Annotated in this window: 17 protein-coding genes; 3 read left to right on the top strand and 14 right to left on the bottom strand. The window is 62.6% G+C overall.

The window, feature by feature from the left end; translation table 11 throughout:
• Window positions 1-73 precede the first annotated feature (73 nt).
• Entirely contained in the window at window positions 74-1,510 is a 1,437-nt protein-coding gene (locus E3T41_RS02460; protein WP_092448968.1) for a gamma-aminobutyraldehyde dehydrogenase, read from the bottom strand.
• A 123-nt stretch (window positions 1,511-1,633) separates the two neighbouring features.
• Here E3T41_RS02460 and E3T41_RS02455 point away from each other — a divergent pair, with 123 nt between their 5' ends.
• Entirely contained in the window at window positions 1,634-2,116 is a 483-nt protein-coding gene (locus E3T41_RS02455) for an Lrp/AsnC family transcriptional regulator (RefSeq protein ID WP_092448738.1), read from the top strand.
• Between the two features lie 5 nt (window positions 2,117-2,121).
• Complete coding sequence (locus E3T41_RS02450) at window positions 2,122-3,552, top strand: aspartate aminotransferase family protein (protein ID WP_092448739.1); 1,431 nt, start codon at window positions 2,122-2,124, stop codon at window positions 3,550-3,552.
• Window positions 3,553-3,622: 70 nt separating this feature from the next.
• On the opposite strand, the gene E3T41_RS02445 is transcribed toward E3T41_RS02450, so the two are convergent.
• The 4 genes from E3T41_RS02445 to E3T41_RS02430 form a co-directional block, all read right to left on the bottom strand.
• A complete protein-coding gene (locus E3T41_RS02445) occupies window positions 3,623-4,933 on the bottom strand; it encodes a DUF4192 domain-containing protein (protein WP_134477194.1) in 1,311 nt (436 codons plus the stop codon).
• Between the two features lie 93 nt (window positions 4,934-5,026).
• On the bottom strand, window positions 5,027-6,991 hold the full coding sequence (locus E3T41_RS02440) for an ABC transporter ATP-binding protein (protein ID WP_134477191.1): 1,965 nt from the start codon (window positions 6,989-6,991) through the stop codon (window positions 5,027-5,029).
• A complete protein-coding gene (locus E3T41_RS02435; protein ID WP_134477188.1) occupies window positions 6,988-8,724 on the bottom strand; it encodes an ABC transporter ATP-binding protein in 1,737 nt (578 codons plus the stop codon). Before E3T41_RS02435 ends, E3T41_RS02440 begins: the two co-directional genes overlap by 4 nt.
• Before the next feature lie 168 nt (window positions 8,725-8,892).
• Window positions 8,893-9,855, bottom strand: a complete 963-nt coding sequence (locus E3T41_RS02430; protein WP_092448741.1) for an aldo/keto reductase — start codon at window positions 9,853-9,855, stop codon at window positions 8,893-8,895.
• 133 nt (window positions 9,856-9,988) lie between these two features.
• Between E3T41_RS02430 and E3T41_RS02425 the strand changes: the two genes are divergently transcribed.
• Window positions 9,989-10,486: a methylated-DNA--[protein]-cysteine S-methyltransferase gene (locus E3T41_RS02425; protein WP_092448742.1), complete on the top strand. Its 498-nt coding sequence runs from the start codon at window positions 9,989-9,991 to the stop codon at window positions 10,484-10,486.
• A gap of 26 nt (window positions 10,487-10,512) precedes the next feature.
• On the opposite strand, the gene E3T41_RS02420 is transcribed toward E3T41_RS02425, so the two are convergent.
• From E3T41_RS02420 to atpB, 9 genes are all read right to left on the bottom strand, one after another.
• Complete coding sequence (locus E3T41_RS02420; protein WP_092448743.1) at window positions 10,513-11,328, bottom strand: YaaA family protein; 816 nt, start codon at window positions 11,326-11,328, stop codon at window positions 10,513-10,515.
• 13 nt (window positions 11,329-11,341) lie between these two features.
• Window positions 11,342-11,605, bottom strand: a complete 264-nt coding sequence (locus tag E3T41_RS02415) for a F0F1 ATP synthase subunit epsilon (RefSeq protein WP_092448744.1) — start codon at window positions 11,603-11,605, stop codon at window positions 11,342-11,344.
• A gap of 2 nt (window positions 11,606-11,607) precedes the next feature.
• The gene (gene atpD / locus E3T41_RS02410; RefSeq protein WP_092448745.1) at window positions 11,608-13,071 is read right to left on the bottom strand and encodes a F0F1 ATP synthase subunit beta; all 1,464 of its coding nucleotides are present in this window, start codon (window positions 13,069-13,071) and stop codon (window positions 11,608-11,610) included.
• Window positions 13,072-13,088: 17 nt separating this feature from the next.
• Window positions 13,089-13,991, bottom strand: coding sequence for a F0F1 ATP synthase subunit gamma (locus tag E3T41_RS02405; protein ID WP_092448746.1), 903 nt, complete (start codon window positions 13,989-13,991; stop codon window positions 13,089-13,091).
• Between the two features lie 60 nt (window positions 13,992-14,051).
• On the bottom strand, window positions 14,052-15,689 hold the full coding sequence (gene atpA, locus E3T41_RS02400; protein ID WP_092448969.1) for a F0F1 ATP synthase subunit alpha: 1,638 nt from the start codon (window positions 15,687-15,689) through the stop codon (window positions 14,052-14,054).
• A 113-nt stretch (window positions 15,690-15,802) separates the two neighbouring features.
• The gene (locus E3T41_RS02395; RefSeq protein ID WP_104133217.1) at window positions 15,803-16,600 is read right to left on the bottom strand and encodes a F0F1 ATP synthase subunit delta; all 798 of its coding nucleotides are present in this window, start codon (window positions 16,598-16,600) and stop codon (window positions 15,803-15,805) included.
• Between the two features lie 3 nt (window positions 16,601-16,603).
• A complete protein-coding gene (locus E3T41_RS02390; protein ID WP_092448970.1) occupies window positions 16,604-17,164 on the bottom strand; it encodes a F0F1 ATP synthase subunit B in 561 nt (186 codons plus the stop codon).
• Window positions 17,165-17,193: 29 nt separating this feature from the next.
• Window positions 17,194-17,430: an ATP synthase F0 subunit C gene (atpE, locus tag E3T41_RS02385; RefSeq protein ID WP_092448748.1), complete on the bottom strand. Its 237-nt coding sequence runs from the start codon at window positions 17,428-17,430 to the stop codon at window positions 17,194-17,196.
• A gap of 53 nt (window positions 17,431-17,483) precedes the next feature.
• Window positions 17,484-18,272: a F0F1 ATP synthase subunit A gene (atpB, locus tag E3T41_RS02380; protein WP_233195466.1), complete on the bottom strand. Its 789-nt coding sequence runs from the start codon at window positions 18,270-18,272 to the stop codon at window positions 17,484-17,486.
• Window positions 18,273-18,373 lie beyond the last annotated feature (101 nt).

Raw genomic sequence — 18,373 nt, 5'->3', positions numbered from 1 at the left:
GCCCCGCCGTTCCAACGTTCACCGAAGGACTTGCACCATAATAACGGCACCGTCCGTTGGCACCGTACCGCACCTAATGTCCGATGTAGCTCATCACGTGCTTGATCCGGGTGTAGTCCTCGAAGCCATACATCGAGAGGTCCTTGCCGTACCCGGAGTGCTTGAAACCGCCGTGCGGCATCTCGGCCACGATCGGTATGTGGGTGTTGATCCAGACGCAACCGAAGTCAAGGTGCTTGGCAAAGCGCATCGCCCGACCGTGATCCCGGGTCCACACCGACGACGCAAGACCATACTGCACGTCGTTCGCCCAGCGCAGCGCCTCGGCCTCGTCAGTGAATCGCTGCACGGTCATCATCGGGCCGAAAATCTCTTGCTGCACGGCCTCGTCGGTCTGCAGCAGTCCGCTCACGATGGTCGCTTCGTGAAAATAGCCGGCCTGGCCGACGCGATGACCGCCGAGTTCGAGCACGGCGTGGTCGGGCAGCCGGTCGACGAAACCGGAGACCTGAGCGAGCTGGTTGACGTTATTCACCGGGCCGAACAGGATTCCCTGTGCGCTGGGAGCACCGGTGCGCGCGTTCTCTCTGGCGTAGGCGGTGAGCGCGGCGACGAATTCGTCGTGAATGCCGGCCTGCACGAGCAGCCGGGTCGCAGCGGTGCAGTCCTGGCCGGCGTTGAAGAAGCCGGCTGCGACGATACCGGCCACGGCGAGCTCGATGTCGGTATCGTCAAAGACGATCACCGGTGCCTTGCCACCGAGTTCAAGGTGGACCCGTTTGAGATCATGTGAGGCAGCTTCGGCGACGGCCATACCGGCCCGCACCGATCCGGTGATCGATACCAGCTGGGGAGTCTTGTGGTCGATCATGGCCGCACCGGTCGTGCGGTCACCGGTGATTACGTTGAGCACTCCCTTCGGCAGGAACTCCGCGGCGATCTCGGCAAGCAGCAGGGTCGCGCTCGGCGTCGTGTCGGAGGGCTTGAGCACGGTCGTATTGCCGGCGGCGAGCGCGGGCGCGAATTTCCAGACCGCCATGTTCAGCGGGTAGTTCCAAGGCGTGACCTGACCGACGACACCGATCGGTTCGCGGCGAATGAAGGAGGTGTGGTCGGTCAGATACTCGCCGGCCGCACGGCCCTCCAGATTGCGGGCGGCTCCGGCGAAGAACCGAATCTGATCGACCGAGAGCAGAATCTCGTCGTCGACGAGGGTCGAACGTGGCTTGCCGGTGTCGAGCGACTCGGCGTCGGCGAATTCCTCGGCACGCGCCTCCATCGCATCCGCTATGCGAAACAGTGCGAGCTGCCGGACCGCCGGGGTCGTTTCGCCCCAAATTTCGAAAGCGGATGCCGCGGCGCGGTAGGCAGCATCGACGTCGGTCGCGTTCGAGACCGGGCTCGAGGCATAGACCGATTCGGTCGCCGGATCGATCAGGTCAAACCGTTCCGTCGACGTCGACTCGGAGTGCTGGCCATTGATGAAGTTGCGTAGTTCGGGGGCGCTCATGCGGCCCAGTGTACCGATTTCGGTTTGAAGCACACCCAGATTCACAAATGAAATCCGCAGTGTTTTGCGAAGACTGCTACGGATTCGCTTGCTGAAGTGCATTTCGACTGACACAATCGATGCATGAATGGACAAAGGCGTGGTCACCCGCCCAAGCCGGCCCAGCTCGACGATGTGTCGAAGAAGATCATCGAACAACTGCAGGTCGACGGACGCCGGTCGTACGCGGAGATCGGCAAAGCTGTCGGCCTCAGCGAGGCGGCCGTGCGGCAGCGGGTGCAAAAGCTCACCGATTCCGGCGTCATGCAGGTTGTCGCCGTAACCGACCCGATGCAGCTGGGCTTCTTTCGCCAGGCGATGATCGGCATTCGAGCCTCGGCCGACACCCGCATTCTCGCCGAGCAACTCGCTGCGATTGATGCCGTCGACTATGTCGTACTCACGGCCGGCACCTTTGACATTCTCGCCGAGGTCGTCTGCGAAGACGACGACGAATTACTTGAACTGCTCAACTCCAAGATCCGCAACCTCGATGGGGTTCTCTCCACCGAGACTTTCGTTTATCTCAAACTCCACAAACAGTTTTATAACTGGGGAACACGGTAAAGAATATGACGCTCACCACACCCATCGATTCACCGGTTGCCTTCAGCGACGCGCACAACGCCGAGTTGCAGCAAAAGGCCAAGGATCATCTCTGGATGCACTTCTCCCGTCAGTCGGTGATGGAATCCGGCGCCGGAGTGCCCATCATCGTCAAGGGCAAGGGCCACCACATCTGGGATTCCCGGGGCAAGCAGTACATCGACGGCTTGAGCGGATTGTTCACCGTCAACGCCGGACACGGACGTAAGCGCCTGGCCCAGGTCGCCGCCAAGCAGGCCGAAGAACTCGCATTCTTCCCGATCTGGTCGTATGCCCACCCGAACGCGATCGAGCTCGCTGACCGCCTCGCCTCCTATGCGCCCGGCGACCTCAACCGCGTGTTCTATTCGACCGGTGGCGGCGAAGCCGTTGAAACCGCATTCAAGCTCGCCAAGTACTACTGGAAACTGATGGGACGCCCGACCAAGCACAAGGTCATCTCCCGCAACGTCGCCTACCACGGCACCCCGCAGGGTGCGCTGGCCATCACCGGCATTCCGGCAATGAAGGAAATGTTCGAACCGGTCACCCCCGGCGGCTTCCGTGTTCCCAACACCAACTTCTACCGCGCCGACGAAATGAGCCCGGGCCTTGGCCTCGGCGACAACCTCGAGATGTTCGGCCAGTGGGCCGCCAACCGCATCGAAGAGATGATCGAGTTCGAAGGGCCGGAGACCGTGGCCGCCGTGTTCCTCGAGCCGGTGCAGAACTCCGGTGGCTGCTTCCCGCCACCTCCAGGCTATTTCAAGCGCGTGCGGGAGATCTGCGACAAGTACGACGTGCTTCTGGTCGCCGATGAGGTCATCACGGCTTTCGGTCGCATCGGCAATATGTTCGCATCGACGACCTATGACATTCAGCCCGACATGATCACCTGTGCCAAGGGCATGACGAGCGGATACTCGCCGATCGGTGCGACCATCATCAGCGACCGCATCTACGAGCCGTTCAAGCACGGCGATACGACGTTTTACCACGGCTACACCTTCGGCGGCCACCCGGTCTCCTCGGCCGTCGCCCTGGCCAACCTCGACATATTCGAGGAGGAGAAGCTCAACGAGAACGTGCGCGAGAACTCGCCGTTGTTCCGCAAGGAGCTGGAGACGCTGCTCGACCTACCGATCGTCGGCGACGTGCGCGGTGCCGGCTACTTCTTCGGCATCGAGCTGGTCAAGGACAAGGGCACCAAGGAAACTTTCAACGACGACGAGTCCGAGCGTCTGCTGCGCGGCTACCTGTCCAAGGCGCTGTATGAGGCGGGCCTGTACTGCCGCGCCGATGACCGCGGCGACCCGGTGATTCAGCTCGCTCCCCCGCTGACCATTGGCCCGAAGGAATTCGCCGAGATCAGCGAGATTCTGCACGGCGTGCTCTCGGAGGCACCGAAGCACCTGTAGTTCGTTCGCCGGGACCTGGTCTCGCCTTCAAACGAATGCGCGACCGGGTCGCCGTCGGGCAGCACCTGCCTCAACCGCCGGCGGCCCTCGCCTCGTCGTCGTCTTCGTTGTTCTCGCCCTCGAAGGACCACAGAGCGTCGTCGCTGAGCGCGGCATCTTCGCCAAAGTCTTCGTCATTTTCGTAGCCGAAATCGTCGCTCTCCGCGTCGTCCCGGCGCGGAACCGCGAACGCCCACTCCGGCAGGTGTCCCGACCCGAGCAGCACTTCCAGCAGGTTCGCCATGCTGTACCGCGGGTCGATGGCGAGCGCTTGGTCCACGAAGAATCCGGCAACGGAGCCACTGCCGAGGGCCCAGGACAGCCAGGCGAGCATGCAGAGCGGCGCCGGTCTGGCGGAACGCGGCGCCAGCGCAACCACGGTGCGCAACAGGGTGATGGCCATCCGGATCCGGTCGACATCCGGTCGTTCCTGCCGCAGCCCGAGCATGATGTCCCCGGTGTGTTGGGCGCTCCAGTCACCGGAGTCCATCTCCTCGGCCACAAGATCGTCGAGGCTACGCCCGGTCTCGTGCTGGAGCAGGACGTAGTGCAGGTTGACCTTGTGGGCGCGAACGCCTTCCTCTCGGCCGAAGGCGAACTGCACCATGATCTGGTCGCGATTGGGCGGTGACTGCACGAGCACGAGCAGCGCTGCCGCGTCATCCTCGGTGGGCGGATTGCTCCAGGTCAGCGCTTCCTCCGCGATCGCGACCGGGTCGAGAAGCGCGCCGAGGGTAGGAAACAACTCCGGGGCATTTTCGGCCCGCGCGATCAGGTGGCGGTAGCGCCGGTAGACCCGGGCGAGGCGTTCCTTGGTGGCCAGATTGACGCCGACCGGTTCCGCGCCATTCTGCAGAGTGCCGAGCGGTCGCGCGGCCGGATCGGTCGCCTTGTCGTTCAGTGGGGACTCGGCAATGTCACTGAGCGGATGCCCGCCCGCCGGGCACTGCGGGTCGAGATAACTGCCCCAGGCATCCACTGACACGCAGAGCGAATCACGCAACAGAAAACCGCTGAGTTCGAGCCGCCGGTTCAGTATCTCCGCAAAACCCTCCCGTGGGATTCCGCGGGCTTCGACGAAGGAGTCGTCCGTGTAGATGACGGGAACGACAGCGTCGACGCCGGGAATCTTGCAGAGCATCCCGGCCAGTGTCGTGGCGATGCGTTGATACACCTTCTGCGGTGCGCCATCCTCGGGCAGGTTGAAGCGCAAGGCGCCGCAGGTGCGATTGCCGCGAAACGCGACGAGAACCGCGCTGGTCTCGGGCAGAAACCCGAGCAGCTGGGGAACGAGTGCCAGAAAGTCCTGGGCCTTCTGGGCTTTAACACGGGTTGGTTGCATGCCGCCACTGTGCCCGGTCGCGCGTAAACCCGCCGCTACCGACCGCGTATCTGGGGATCACCTCGGCGACAGGCCTCCTGTGGAGGAGACGCTCTAAACCTCGTCGCCGACCGGGGCCGCGAACTGCGCCGCATACAGCGCCTGGTAGGCACCGTTCGCGGCGAGCAACTGCACATGGTTGCCCTGCTCCACGATGCGGCCAGACTCCATCACGAGAATCAGGTCGGCGTCGCGAATGGTCGACAGCCTGTGCGCGATGACAAAGCTGGTGCGTTCGGCCCGCAACGCGCTCATCGCCTTCTGCACGAGCACCTCGGTGCGGGTGTCGACCGAGCTCGTCGCCTCGTCGAGGATAAGAACGCTCGGCTTGGCCAGGAATGCCCGGGCAATGGTGAGCAGCTGCATCTCCCCCGCGCTCACGTTGCCTCCCTCGTCGTCGAGCACGGTGTCATATCCGTCCGGAAGCGAGTGCACGAACCGGTCCACGTACGTGGCTGTGGCGGCAGCGAGAATGTCTTGCTCCGTCGCATCCGGTCGGCCGTAGGCGATATTGTCGCGGATGGTGCCACCGAACAACCAGGTGTCCTGCAGCACCATTCCCATACGGCTGCGCAGGTCGTGCCGGGTCATGGTCGCCACGTCAACGCCGTCGAGCAGGATGCGCCCGGAATCAATCTCGTAGAACCGCATCATGAGGTTCACGAGGGTGGTCTTGCCGGCCCCGGTCGGGCCGACGATCGCGATGGTTTGCCCGGGTTCAGCGACGAGGCTGAGCTCTTCGATCAGCGGCTGCTCGGCGCTGTAACGGAACGACACGTTCTCGAAGACCAACCGGCCGTGCGCTTCAGTCGGCGTCTCCGCCAAGTCCGGGTCTTCGCTCTGCTCCTCGGCATCGAGCAGGTCGAAGACCCGTTCAGCGGATGCGACGCCCGACTGCAGCAGGTTGGCCATCGACCCGAGCTGCGCGAGCGGCTGGGTGAACTGGCGGGAGTATTGAATGAACGCCTGCACGTCACCGAGCTGCATGGCGCCGGAGGCGACCTGCAGGCCGCCGACGACCGCGATGGCGACATAGACGAGGTTGCCGATGAAGGTCATCGCCGGCATAATCAGGCCGCTGATGAACTGCGCGCCGAAGCTGGCCTCATAGAGTTCGTCGTTCTTGGCCTTGAACCGGGCGTCGACTTCCTTCTGCCGGCCGAACACCTTGACCAGGGCATGGCCGGTGAAGGTCTCCTCAATCTGACCGTTAAGCTCCCCGGTGTTCGCCCACTGGGCCACGAACAGCTTCTGCGAACGCTTGGCGATGAAGGCGGTGATCACGAGGGTCAGCGGCACGGTGACGAGCGCGATCAGGGCGAGCAGTGGCGACAGGATGAGCATCATCACGATGACGCCGATCACGGTGAGCAGGCTCGTGACTACCTGGCTGAGCGACTGCTGCAGGCTCTGCGAGATATTGTCGACGTCGTTGGTGACCCGGCTGAGCAGTTCACCGCGCGGCTTCTTATCGAAGTAGCTCAGCGGCAGGCGATTGATTTTCGCCGCGATCTCTTCGCGCAGCCGGTAGACGGTACGCTGCACGACTCCGTTGAGTACGTAGGCCTGCATCCAGCTGAACACGCTCGAGAGTACGTAGAGCGCGAGCGCCCAGAACAGCACGGTAGAAAGCATAGCGAAGTCGATTCCGAGCCCCGGCGTGAGCGTCATGCCGCTGAGCATGTCGGCCTGCGTGCTGTCACCGGATGCCCGCAGCCCCGCGATCACGTCGGCCTGACTGCTGCCGCTCGGCAGCGATTTCGACACCACGCCGGAGAAGATCAGGTTGGTGCCCTCGCCGAGCAGGCGCGGCCCAAGCACCGAGAACGTCACGCTGATCACCGCGAGGGCGAACACGAGCGCGAGCCACAGGCGTTCCGGCCGTAGCTTGCCGAGCAGTCGTCTGCCCGAGGCCGTGAAATTCAGGGATTTCTCGGCGGGCAGGTTCATCCCCCCGAACGGCCCACCGCCGCGCTGCGGGCGCGGAGCCGGCTTGTCGTCAGCGTGTGTCTCGCTCATGCTGCTTCCTCCGCGGTGAGCTGGGATGACACAATTTCCTGGTAGGTCGTGTTGGACTCGAGCAGCTGCTCGTGCGTTCCTCGGCCGACGATGCGGCCGTCTTCCAGCACCAGAATCTGGTCGGCGTCGATGATGCTCGACACCCGCTGGGCGACGATGAGCATGGTGGCTCCATTGGCGCTCTGTTTGAGCGCGAGCCGCAGCCGGGCATCCGTCGCGAGGTCGAGGGCCGAGAACGAGTCGTCGAAAATGTACAGCTCCGGCTGTTTCACCAGGGCGCGGGCGATCGCGAGGCGCTGGCGCTGCCCACCCGACACATTGGTGCCGCCCTGGGTAATCTTCGCATCAAGCCCGCCCTCCATTTCGGTGACGAAATCCCGGGCCTGGGCGATGGTAAGCGCCTGCCAGAGTTCCTCTTCCGTCGCATCCGGTTTGCCGTAGAGCAAGTTGCTGCGCACAGTGCCGGAGAACAGGTAGGGCTTTTGCGGTACGAGACCGATATTGCCCCAAAGCAGGTCGGGGTTCAACTCGCGCACATTCACGCCATCCACCAGAACGGAGCCGCTTGTGGCGTCGAACAGTCGCGGCAACAGGTTCACTAGGGTGGTTTTGCCACTCCCCGTACTGCCGATGATCGCCGTGGTCTCGCCGTGGCGAGCGATGAAGCTCACGTTGCGCAGCACCGGTTGTTCGGCGCCGGGATAGGCGAAGCCCACGTCGAGCAGTTCGAGCTCGCCGTGGCCGACGGTCACGTTCACCGGGTTTGCCGGCGGCACGACACTCGACGCGGTGGCCAGCACTTCGCCGATGCGGTCGGCCGAGACGGCGGCCCGCGGAATCATCACGGCCATGAACGTGGCCATCATGACCGCCATCAGAATCTGCATAAGGTAGCTGAGGAAGGCGATCAGGGTGCCGACCTGCATCGAACCGTCTTCGATGCGGAATGCGCCGAACCAGATCACGGCGACGCTCGACACGTTGAGCACGAGCATAACGATGGGGAACATGAGCGCCATCAGCCGACCCGAGCCCAGGGCCACGTCGGTGACGTCCTGGTTGGCCTTGGCGAACCGGGCAATCTCTTGCTTCTCACGAACAAACGCCCGAACGACACGGATGCCGGTGAGTTGTTCCCGCAGCACCCGGTTGACGGTGTCGATGCGAGTCTGCATCTTGCGAAACAGGGGAACCATTCGTACGACGATGAGACCAACCGCGATGAGCAGTATCGGCACGCTCACCGCGATCAGCCAGGACAGCTGCACATCCTGGCGGATCGCCATGATCACGCCGCCAATGCTGAGGATGGGCGCGGAGACGAGCAGTGTGCAGGTGGTGAGCACGAGCATCTGCACCTGCTGCACGTCATTGGTGGAGCGGGTGATCAGCGACGGAGCGCCGAACCGGGTGACCTCCTGCTCGGAGAACTGCCCCACCCGGCTAAAGACCGCCCCGCGCAGGTCACGACCGACCTTCATCGCTACCTTGGCACCGAAGTACACGGCGACGATCGCGCACCCGATCTGCGCGAGCGTGATGATGAGCAACATCAGCCCGCCCACACGCAGAATGTAGCCGGTGTCGCCGGTAGCGACGCCCTCGTCGATGATGTCGGCGTTGAGAGTGGGCAGAAAAAGGGAAGCAATCGACTGGGCCAGTTGAAAGACGATCACCCCGGTAAGCAGTTGCCAGTACGGCCGCAGAAAACTCACGAGCAAGGACCAAAGCACGAAACTCTCCTACTGAACGGTCTAGATGCGTGAATAGGCACCGCCCAGACCGAGGGGTCGACGCAGCTACCTCTGATGCCATAGTGCACTCTTTCCGACACGTCGTCGACCGAAATATTGCGCGCTGCGCAAAAAACGCCGACTTCGGCACAACTTCACATCAGACGTTCAGGCAAAGAGGTCCGAAATGTAAGCCACCTCGTCGACGCTCGGCTGCCACGCGGTCGCCGCGCTGGCATTTTGACGAATCTGTTCGGGCTTGGTCGCGCCGGCAATCACACTCGTCAGCCCGGGCTGGGCGAGCAGCCAGGCGAACGTCGCCGCCAACATGCTAACGCCACGCGCGTCGCACCACTCCTGGTACTGCTCGATCACGTCCCAGGGAGCATCGTCAGCGAGGTGGCGCCGGATCATCATGATGCGGCTGTCAGCTGGCCCACCCGCACGGGAGAACTTGCCCGTGAACAGTCCGTTATAGAGGGGGAAGAACGGGAGAAAGCCCAAGCCGTAAGCGTTCACGGCCGGAAGGACCTCCTCTTCGACATCGCGCACCAGCAGGCTGTACTCGTTCTGGCTTGAGATGAATTTGGGATGCCCGTTCATTTGCGCTGTGAACTCCGCCTCCGCGATCTGCCAGCCGGCCAGATTGGAGTGGCCGATGTAGCGAATCTTGCCCTCGGTGATGAGGTCATCGAGCGTGGACAGCGTTTCCTCGATCGGTGTCAATGGATCGGCGACGTGCAGCTGATACAGGTCGATCCAGTCGGTTTGCAGACGTCGCAGCGATGCCTCAACGGCCAAACGGATGTATCGGCGCGAGCCGCGCGCGCCCCAGTCCGGACCGTTCAACCCGCCCATGTCCATGCCGAACTTGGACGCGAGCACAATCTGGTCGCGTTTGCCGCGCAGCGAGTGACCCATCAGGGTCTCGCTCAGCCCTCGCTCGGCACCATAGATGTCTGCCGTGTCGAAGAGCGTCACCCCGGCCTCGAATGCCGCATCAATGACGGCGGTCGTGCCGTCCTGTCCCTCCGACGCCGTGCCGCTGCGGCCGAAGTTGTTGCAACCCAGTCCGATCGTTGAAACGGTCAGTCCGGAGGAGCCAAGTCTGCGATATTCAATCTGAGCCATTCCTTTAGACTATGACCGTTCGGCCTGCTCGGGGCAAACCGACCGTCTCCTGCACAGCGCACCGTTGCGCGCGTTCGGCACCGATGTCCGAAATCCGCGAGCGCGCTCATTTGGGTGCGGCTACAGTCGAAATATGACCACCACGCCTCCCGCGCTCCTTCGCTTGCCGAGTCCCCTCGGGCGGCTTGAGCTCACCGCCGATGATGACGGCATCCTCTCCCTCTCGATCGAAACGGACGGTCACCTTCCGCTCGCAGAATACGCCGAGAACCCCTCCCCCGTGCTGCGACAGGCGGCCGAGCAGCTGGACGAGTACTTTGCGGGCACCCGACACTCGTTCGACCTTCCGGTGCACTTGACCCGCGGCACCGAATTTCAACGCAGCGTGTGGGCTCGCCTCTCAACTCTGGGCTTCGGCGAGGTCATCTCGTACGGTGCGCTCGGCACTGACATCGGGCGCGCCGGATCGGGCCGCGCCATCGGTGGAGCTGTCGGCGCCAACCCGGTGCCGATCATAATCGGCTGCCACCGCGTGCTCGCGACCACGGGGCGAATCACCGGTTACAGTGCCGGTCAGGGCATCCCCACCAAGGCCTGGCTGCTCGACCACGAGGGCATCATGCACCACTAGCTTGCTCCCGAAGACACGTCTGCGTGCTACTGCGCCGTGAAGATCGTCGACTTCGCCGGCTGGCCCTTGCTCGCCAAGTGCTGCTCGACGAGAAGCTGAAGTTCACCGGGCGCACCGGGTGCCAGGCTGATACCGACCGACCGGGCCCAGTCGATCAGGTCGGCAACGGCCCCGAATTCCTGCCCGCTGTCGATCAATGCCCGCGCGAATTCCCCCTTGGACTTCTTGTTGAAGTGATTGAGAGCGCGCCTCTGGCTGTCGCCGCTGTCGGCGACGACCCGCAGGTAGATCGAGTTCGGGCGCACCGGACGGGCACCCAGGGCGACATAGGCCTCCGAGCGCAAATCAAGCAACAGGCCCTCGGTTCGGCCGAGGAGCTTCTGCACGTCGGCGGCCCAATGTTGTTTGAGCGAATGCTTGTTCAAGGTCAGATCCGGCACCCGGGAGTCATGCGACAGCCGGTAGGCCGGAATCGGGTCCAGGGCAGCGAGCGGCCCGAGCAGCGCGGAATGCACGACCAGGTGGGCCTGCGCGAACTCGCGCTGCGGGACCGTCAGGGTGGCAGCATCCAACCCATCGAAGAGCACCCCGGTATAACGGTCAATGACTGGCATGGTCGGCGACCGCAGAAGCTCACGGTTGCGGTCCAGTTCGAACAGCTGGGTGCGACCGAGTTTCAGGGCGGCCATCGCCGCTTCCGGGTGCCGCGACAGGCTCACCAGCGCCCGGGCCAGGGATCGGCGCTTGACGCTGAGGGCCGGGTAGGCCAGGAGCGACCAGTCCAGGGGTACAGCTTCGCCGCCGGAGCGTTTCGTCTCCGACGGCGGTAGCAGTATCAGCAAAGGTGTTCCGTTGTTAGACGAGTTCAGCCTTGCGAGCCACGACGGTCACAATGTCGTTGTCGACGGACAGAAAGCCATCTTCAGCCTTCGCGACGACCTTGGAACCATCGGCCAGGGTGAGGCGAACATCGCCTATGGCCAGAATCGCCAACATCGGTTCGTGACCGGCAAGAATACCGATCTCGCCCTCGACGGTCTTGGCGACGACCATCGTCGCTTCGCCGGTCCAGACCTGCTGGTCGGCCGACACAACGCTGACGGACAGCGACTTTGCCATGCTTAGTCGTTCTCTTTCTGAATCTGAGCCCACTTCTCTTCGACGTCGTTGATGCCACCGACGTTGAAGAATGCCTGCTCGGCGACGTGGTCGAAGTCACCGTTGGCGATCGCCGTGAACGACTCGATGGTGTCCTTCAGTGGAACCGTGGAGCCCTCAACACCGGTGAACTTCTTCGCCATGTAGGTGTTCTGGGAAAGGAACTGCTGAATACGACGGGCACGGGAAACCGTGACCTTGTCTTCTTCAGACAGCTCGTCAACACCGAGGATCGCGATGATCTCCTGGAGTTCCTTGTTCTTCTGCAGAATGGCCTTCACGCGAACGGCCGTGTTGTAGTGATCGGCACCCAGGTAGCGGGGGTCGAGGATACGGCTGGTCGAGGTGAGCGGGTCGACGGCCGGGTAGAGGCCCTTCGACGCGATTTCACGCGACAGCTCGGTCGTGGCGTCGAGGTGGGCGAACGTGGTCGCCGGAGCCGGGTCGGTGTAGTCGTCGGCAGGAACGTAGATCGCCTGAAGGGAGGTGATCGAGTGGCCACGCGTGGACGTGATGCGCTCCTGCAGGATGCCCATTTCGTCGGCGAGGTTCGGCTGGTAACCCACGGCGGACGGCATACGGCCGAGCAGTGTGGAGACCTCTGAACCGGCCTGCGTGAAGCGGAAGATGTTGTCGATGAAGAGCAACACGTCCTGCTTCTCGACATCGCGGAAATACTCCGCCATGGTGAGGGCAGAGAGCGCGACGCGCAGACGCGTTCCCGGCGGCTCGTCCATCTGGCCGAAGACCAGTGCGGTCTTGTCGAAGACGCCGGCTTCTTCCATCTCGGCGATGAGGTCGTTGCCCTCACGGGTACGCTCACCGACTCCGGCGAATACCGAAACTCCACCGTGGTCCTGCGCAACGCGCTGGATCATTTCCTGGATCAGAACGGTCTTGCCGACACCGGCACCACCGAACAGGCCGATCTTTCCACCGAGAACATACGGCGTCAGAAGGTCGATGACCTTGATACCGGTCTCGAACAGCTGAGTCTTCGACTCGAGCTGGTCGAAGGGCGGCGGCTTGCGGTGGATGGGCCAGCGCTCCGTGATCTCGATCTTCTCGCCCGGCTTGGCGTTCAGCACATCGCCGATGACGTTGAAGACCTTGCCCTTGGTGACGTTTCCGACCGGAACCGTGATGGGGCTGCCGGTGTCGCGCACTTCCTGGCCGCGGACAAGTCCGTCGGTCGGGTTGAGTGCGATGGCACGAACCAGGTCGTCGCCGAGGTGCAGGGCAACCTCGAGGGTGATCTCGTTCGACTCGTCGCCGATGGTGATCGTGGTCTTCAGGGCGTTGTAGATGCCGGGGATCGAGTCATGCGGAAACTCGATGTCGACAACAGGGCCCGTGACACGGGCGATGCGGCCAACAGAGCCGGCCGTATCCTCCGCGCGGACTGGCGCGGTTGCGGTGTCAGTCATTGCTCTCTCTTCTCTGGTTACTTCTTGGCGGATGAGAGCGCATCGGCTCCACCCACGATCTCGGAAATCTGCTGGGTGATCTCGGACTGCCGCGCGTTGTTCGACAACCGCGTGTAGTCCGTGATCAGCTTGTCGGCGTTGTCGCTGGCCGACTTCATCGCCTTCTGACGGCTCGCGTGCTCGGAAGCCGCCGACTGCAACATGGCGTTGAACAGACGACTCTCGATGTAGACCGGGAGGAGGCTGTCCAGAACCGTTTCCACGTCGGGTTCGAACTCGTAGAGTGGAAGAACCGTGTTGTTGCCCGGTTCTTCCACACCCTCGACGACCTCGAGCGGAAGCAGTCGAACGACTTCGGGAACCTGGGTAACCATGCTCACGAAGCGGTTGTAGACGATGTGAATCTCATCGACGCCGCCATCGGAGTAGTCCGTGAGGAACGACTCGAGCAGGGCCTCGCCGATTTCCTTGGCCGTTTCGAACTGCGGCTGATCGGTGCCGCCGGTCCAGACTCGCTCAGACGCGCGGCCCCGAAACGTGAAGTAGGCGATGGCCTTACGGCCCACCAAGAAGTAGACGATGTCTTTGCCCTGGCCGCGCAGCAGCTCACTGAGCGACTCCGCTTCACGCAGAACCTGCGAGCTGAACGCACCGGCCAGGCCACGGTCGGAGGCGAAGATAACGACCGCTGCGCGCTCGATCTTCTCCGGCTCCGTTGTGAGCACGTGCTCGACGTTCGAGTACGTGGCCACGGCCGAAACGGCACGAGTCACTGCACGCGAGTACGGGGTTGACGCAGCGACCCGCGCCTGCGCTTTCTGGATGCGCGAGGCGGAGATTAGCTCCATGGCCCGAGTGATCTTCTTGGTCGTCTGGGCAGACTTGATCTTCTGCCGGTAGACGCGAAGTTGCGCTCCCATGTGTCTGCTTCCTTGTCTTTCAGTTTGATGAGATCAGTGGCACCGCAAGTCGAAAAGCGACTAGCGGCGGTGCTTGACGATCTTTTCCTGGTTGACGTCTTCGGCGGCGATGGCCTCAAACTTCTCTTTGCCAACCGAGGCGAGCGGCTTGCCCTCGCCGGTCTGGAACTCGAGCTTGAACTTGTCGACACCCGCGGTCAGAGCGGCAACGGTCTCGTCGGAGAGAACGTTGGTCTCGCGCAGGTTCTTCAGGATCTCGGTGTTGCGACCGAGGAAGTCGAGCAGCTCGCGCTCGAAACGCAGCACGTCGGGAACCGGAACTTCGTCGAGCTTGCCGTTGATGCCGGCCCAGATCGAGACAACCTGGTCCTCAACGGGGTACGGCGAGTACTGCGGCTGACGCAGAAGTTCGGTTAGACGAGCGCCGCGAGCGAGCTGACGGCGGCTGGCCGCGTCGAGGTCGGAGGCGAACATCGCGAAGGCTTCGAGCGAGCGATACTGAGCCAGCTCAAGCTTGAGCGTTCCAGACACCTTCTTGATCGACTTGACCTGCGCGTCGCCACCGACGCGGGAGACCGAGATACCCACGTCAACAGCGGGACGCTGGTTGGCGTTGAACAGGTCGGACTGCAGAAAGATCTGGCCGTCAGTGATCGAGATCACGTTGGTCGGAATGTACGCGGCAACGTCGTTGGCCTTGGTCTCGATGATCGGAAGACCGGTCATCGAACCGGCGCCGAGGGCGTCGGACAGCTTGGCACAACGCTCGAGCAGACGGGAGTGCAGGTAGAACACGTCTCCGGGGTACGCTTCGCGTCCCGGCGGGCGACGCAGCAGCAGCGAAACGGCACGGTAAGCCTCGGCCTGCTTGGACAGGTCGTCGAAGACGATGAGAACGTGCTTGCCGGCGTACATCCAGTGCTGGCCGATGGCCGAACCGGTGTACGGGGCGAGGTACTTGAAGCCAGCCGGGTCGGAAGCGGGGGCGGCGACGATGGTGGTGTACTCCATCGCTCCGGCATCCTCGAGCGCACCCTTCACCGAAGCGATGGTGGAGCCCTTCTGTCCGATGGCGACGTAGATGCAACGAACCTGCTTGTTCGTGTCACCGGACTCCCAGTTGGCCTTCTGGTTGATGATGGTGTCGATCGCGATCGCGGTCTTGCCGGTCTGGCGGTCACCGATAATGAGCTGACGCTGGCCGCGGCCGATCGGAATCATGGCGTCGATGGCCTTGATACCGGTCTGCATCGGCTCGTGCACGCTCTTACGGTGCATGACACCGGGGGCCTGCAGCTCGAGGGCACGACGGGCCTCGCTGACAATCTCGCCGAGACCATCGATCGGCGCGCCGAGCGGGTCGACGACGCGACCGAGGAAGGCGTCACCGACGGGAACGGACAGAACCTCGCCGGTGCGGTGCACCTCCATGCCCTCAACAACGCTGGCGAACTCGCCGAGGACGACGACGCCGATCTCATCTTCATCGAGGTTCTGGGCCAGGCCCAGGGTGCCGTCGGCGAATTTGATGAGCTCGTTGGCCATCACGCCGGGCAAGCCCTCAACGTGGGCGATACCGTCACCGGCCGTGGTGACGTAGCCGACCTCGGTCGTCGATGTCTTGTTCGGCTCATAGGACTTCACGAAGTCCTGGAGAGCGCCACGGATCTCATCGGGGCTGATCGTTAGTTCTGCCATCATCTTCCCTTTTCTGTACGGCTGTACAGGTTCTGTCTGTTCAAGACGCTGCCGCCCTGAATCTGGTACTGCGTGGTTTACGGTGCTGCTGGTTTTGCCGAACTGCGCAAAAATCAGCTGGCGAGCTGGAGTCTCAAATCGGCCAGGCGGGTTGCAATGCTGCCGTCGATAACCAGATCGCCGATCTGTACGCGTACTCCCCCGACCAGAGCCGGGTCAACGACCTGGTTGATGGTGAGTGCACGCCCATGGCGTTCCTGGAGGCTCTTGCGCAGACGGTCGAGCTGGGCGGGCGTCAAAACGCTCGCCGAAGTGATGGTGGCAATCGACGTTCCGGCTTGGTCGGCGACAACGGATGCCGCCTGCCGCAGCAATTCGCCGATGCGACGGCCGCGAGGCTGCTGCACCAGGTGGCGAACGATTGCGAGCGTCTGACCGGACACCTTGCCGGCCAGGAGCTTTTCAACGAGGGCGGCTTTGGCGTCGATTTTGCCAAGCTTGCTGGCCAGGGCCAGTTCGAGCTCGGCGTCAGAGGAGACGGTCTTGCCGAAGGAGAACAGTTCGCCCTCGATCGACGTTTCGGTCGAAACAGACAGGGCGGATGCCCGAAGGCCCAGTTCTTCGATCCCAGCGAGCAGGTCGTCGTGGCTGGACCAGCGTTCGGCAACGGCTGCGGCGAGCAGATCCAGCGCCCGAGGCGTCACGCTCGCACCGAAGACGGCACGAACGAGGGTGACCTTGGCCGCAGCATCCGCTGATGCATCGCCAAGCGCCGACAGGAGTTGCGACGACGACCCGATCACTCGACCGGCGCCGAAGAGGCTTTCGCCCGTCGCCAGATCAGTCGTGCTGCCGGGGACGGACAGTGCCGCCCTCGATGTGGCGAGTGCTTCTCTGGTGGCGCTTCCCATTGGTTAGATCTTTCCTGCTACTGGCGCTTCGCTGGCTTCAAGTTCGGCCAGGAAACGATCGACAATGGCGCTGGCCTTGGCGTCGTCGGACAGGCTTTCCCCAATGACACCCGAGGCGAGATCAATGGCGAGAGTGCCGACCTCACTGCGCAGGGAGACAACGGCGGCCTGGCGTTCGGCTTCGATCTGCGTCTTGGCACTGGCCGCGATGCGGCCGGCCTCGGCCGTGGCCGCTTCCTTGTGCTCAGCGACAATGCGCTGGCCATCGGTGCGGGCCTGGTCACGAATCTGACCGGCTTCGGCGCGAGCTTCAGCGAGCTGAGCCGTGTACTGCACGAGTGCAGCTTCGGCCTTGCGCTGGGCGTCGTCGGCTTTGGCGATGTTGCCTTCAATGGCTTCTGCACGATCGTCAAGAAGCTTCTGCATCTTGGGGAGCACAAGCTTCCAGAAGAAGAACAAAATCACGACAAAGCAGACCGCCGACCAAATAATGTCGTACGGCTCCGGGATGAGCGGGTTTGGCGCCGCTTCTTCCGTCGCGGCTGCAATTACTGCGTGAAGCATCATGCCTCCTAACTAAGTAGTGAAGAGGACTAGTTCGTGAAGATGAAGTAGGTCGCGATGCCGATGAAGGCGAGCGCCTCGGTGAAGGCGATACCGATGTACATCAGCACCTGCAGGCGGCCAGCCAGTTCAGGCTGACGTGCGACACCCTCAATGGTCTTGCCAACGACGATACCTACACCGATTGCCGGGCCGATGGCTGCGAGGCCATAACCGACGGTCGCGATGTTTCCGCTGATTTCCGCGAGAACGGTTGTTGCGTCCACGTGTGTTTCCTTCCGTAGTGGTGAATGCGGCGATCGCCGGATTCGTAAAGTGTCTAGTGTTCCTCAGCCAGCGCGAGCTGGATGTAGACGGCGGTGAGTAGGGCAAAAATGTAAGCCTGGAGGACGGCGATCAGCACTTCGAACAGCGTGAAGGCGAAGCCGAAGACGAGGGTGCCAGCACCGAAGAGCTTGAAACCACCATCGGCAGTGAAGAAGAAAAAATGCGTGGCGCTGAAGAACAGCACGAGCAGAAGGTGTCCGACGATCATGTTCATCATCAGTCGGAGAGTCAAGGTGACCGGCCGCACCAGGAACGTCGAGATAAATTCAATCGGCGTCACGATGATGTACAGGGCCGGCGGAACTCCGGGCGGGAAGAGCGAGTTACGGAAGAACTTGCCCGGGCTCTTCTTGATGCCGGCGTAGATGAAGGTTCCGTAGGAAATGACGCCTAGCAGCAGCGGAACCCCGATCACCGACGTACCGGCGATATTGAGGAACGGGATGATGCCCGTGATGTTCATGAACAACACCATGAAGAAGATGGTCGTCAGAAGCGGCAGAAAACGCTTGCCGTCTTTCTTACCGAGCAGGTCTTCGGCGATATTGACGCGAACGAAGTCGAGTCCCATTTCGGCCAGGCTCTGGCCGCGGGTCGGAATGATCTTCATGCGACGCGTACCAAGCCAGAACACCAGCATCAGGACCGCAACCGCGAGGAAGCGAATCAGGATGATGCGGTTAATCTCGAACGGAGTATCGGCGAAGAAGATTACATCGGGGAAGAACTCATTGATGGAGGGACCGTGGAATTCACCGTCGTCGGTGGCAGACGGGACCATCAGGTTTACGGCGATTTTTAGCAGCGCTTTCTCCTGTTTCGGGGCGGTGAGCTCTGCTCGCGCATCGACGAATATGGGCAGGTTCACTACGCTGTAAAGCA

The sequence above is a fragment of the Cryobacterium sp. Hh38 genome (genome assembly GCF_004403235.1).
GTDB lineage: Bacteria > Actinomycetota > Actinomycetes > Actinomycetales > Microbacteriaceae > Cryobacterium > Cryobacterium levicorallinum.
This window is presented reverse-complemented; position numbering and strand designations above follow the sequence as displayed.

Bases quoted from the DNA above. Each gene is read 5' to 3' on its own strand.
- E3T41_RS02460 (WP_092448968.1), bottom strand. From the start codon at position 1,510: ATGAGCGCCCCCGAACTACGCAACTTCATCAATGGCCAGCACTCCGAG.
- E3T41_RS02455 (WP_092448738.1), top strand. From the start codon at position 1,634: ATGAATGGACAAAGGCGTGGTCACCCGCCCAAGCCGGCCCAGCTCGAC.
- E3T41_RS02450 (WP_092448739.1), top strand. From the start codon at position 2,122: ATGACGCTCACCACACCCATCGATTCACCGGTTGCCTTCAGCGACGCG.
- E3T41_RS02445 (WP_134477194.1), bottom strand. From the start codon at position 4,933: ATGCAACCAACCCGTGTTAAAGCCCAGAAGGCCCAGGACTTTCTGGCA.
- E3T41_RS02440 (WP_134477191.1), bottom strand. From the start codon at position 6,991: ATGAGCGAGACACACGCTGACGACAAGCCGGCTCCGCGCCCGCAGCGC.
- E3T41_RS02430 (WP_092448741.1), bottom strand. From the start codon at position 9,855: ATGGCTCAGATTGAATATCGCAGACTTGGCTCCTCCGGACTGACCGTT.
- E3T41_RS02425 (WP_092448742.1), top strand. From the start codon at position 9,989: ATGACCACCACGCCTCCCGCGCTCCTTCGCTTGCCGAGTCCCCTCGGG.
- E3T41_RS02415 (WP_092448744.1), bottom strand. From the start codon at position 11,605: ATGGCAAAGTCGCTGTCCGTCAGCGTTGTGTCGGCCGACCAGCAGGTC.
- atpD (WP_092448745.1), bottom strand. From the start codon at position 13,071: ATGACTGACACCGCAACCGCGCCAGTCCGCGCGGAGGATACGGCCGGC.
- E3T41_RS02405 (WP_092448746.1), bottom strand. From the start codon at position 13,991: ATGGGAGCGCAACTTCGCGTCTACCGGCAGAAGATCAAGTCTGCCCAG.
- atpA (WP_092448969.1), bottom strand. From the start codon at position 15,689: ATGGCAGAACTAACGATCAGCCCCGATGAGATCCGTGGCGCTCTCCAG.
- E3T41_RS02395 (WP_104133217.1), bottom strand. From the start codon at position 16,600: ATGGGAAGCGCCACCAGAGAAGCACTCGCCACATCGAGGGCGGCACTG.
- E3T41_RS02390 (WP_092448970.1), bottom strand. From the start codon at position 17,164: ATGCTTCACGCAGTAATTGCAGCCGCGACGGAAGAAGCGGCGCCAAAC.
- atpB (WP_233195466.1), bottom strand. From the start codon at position 18,272: ATGGTCCCGTCTGCCACCGACGACGGTGAATTCCACGGTCCCTCCATC.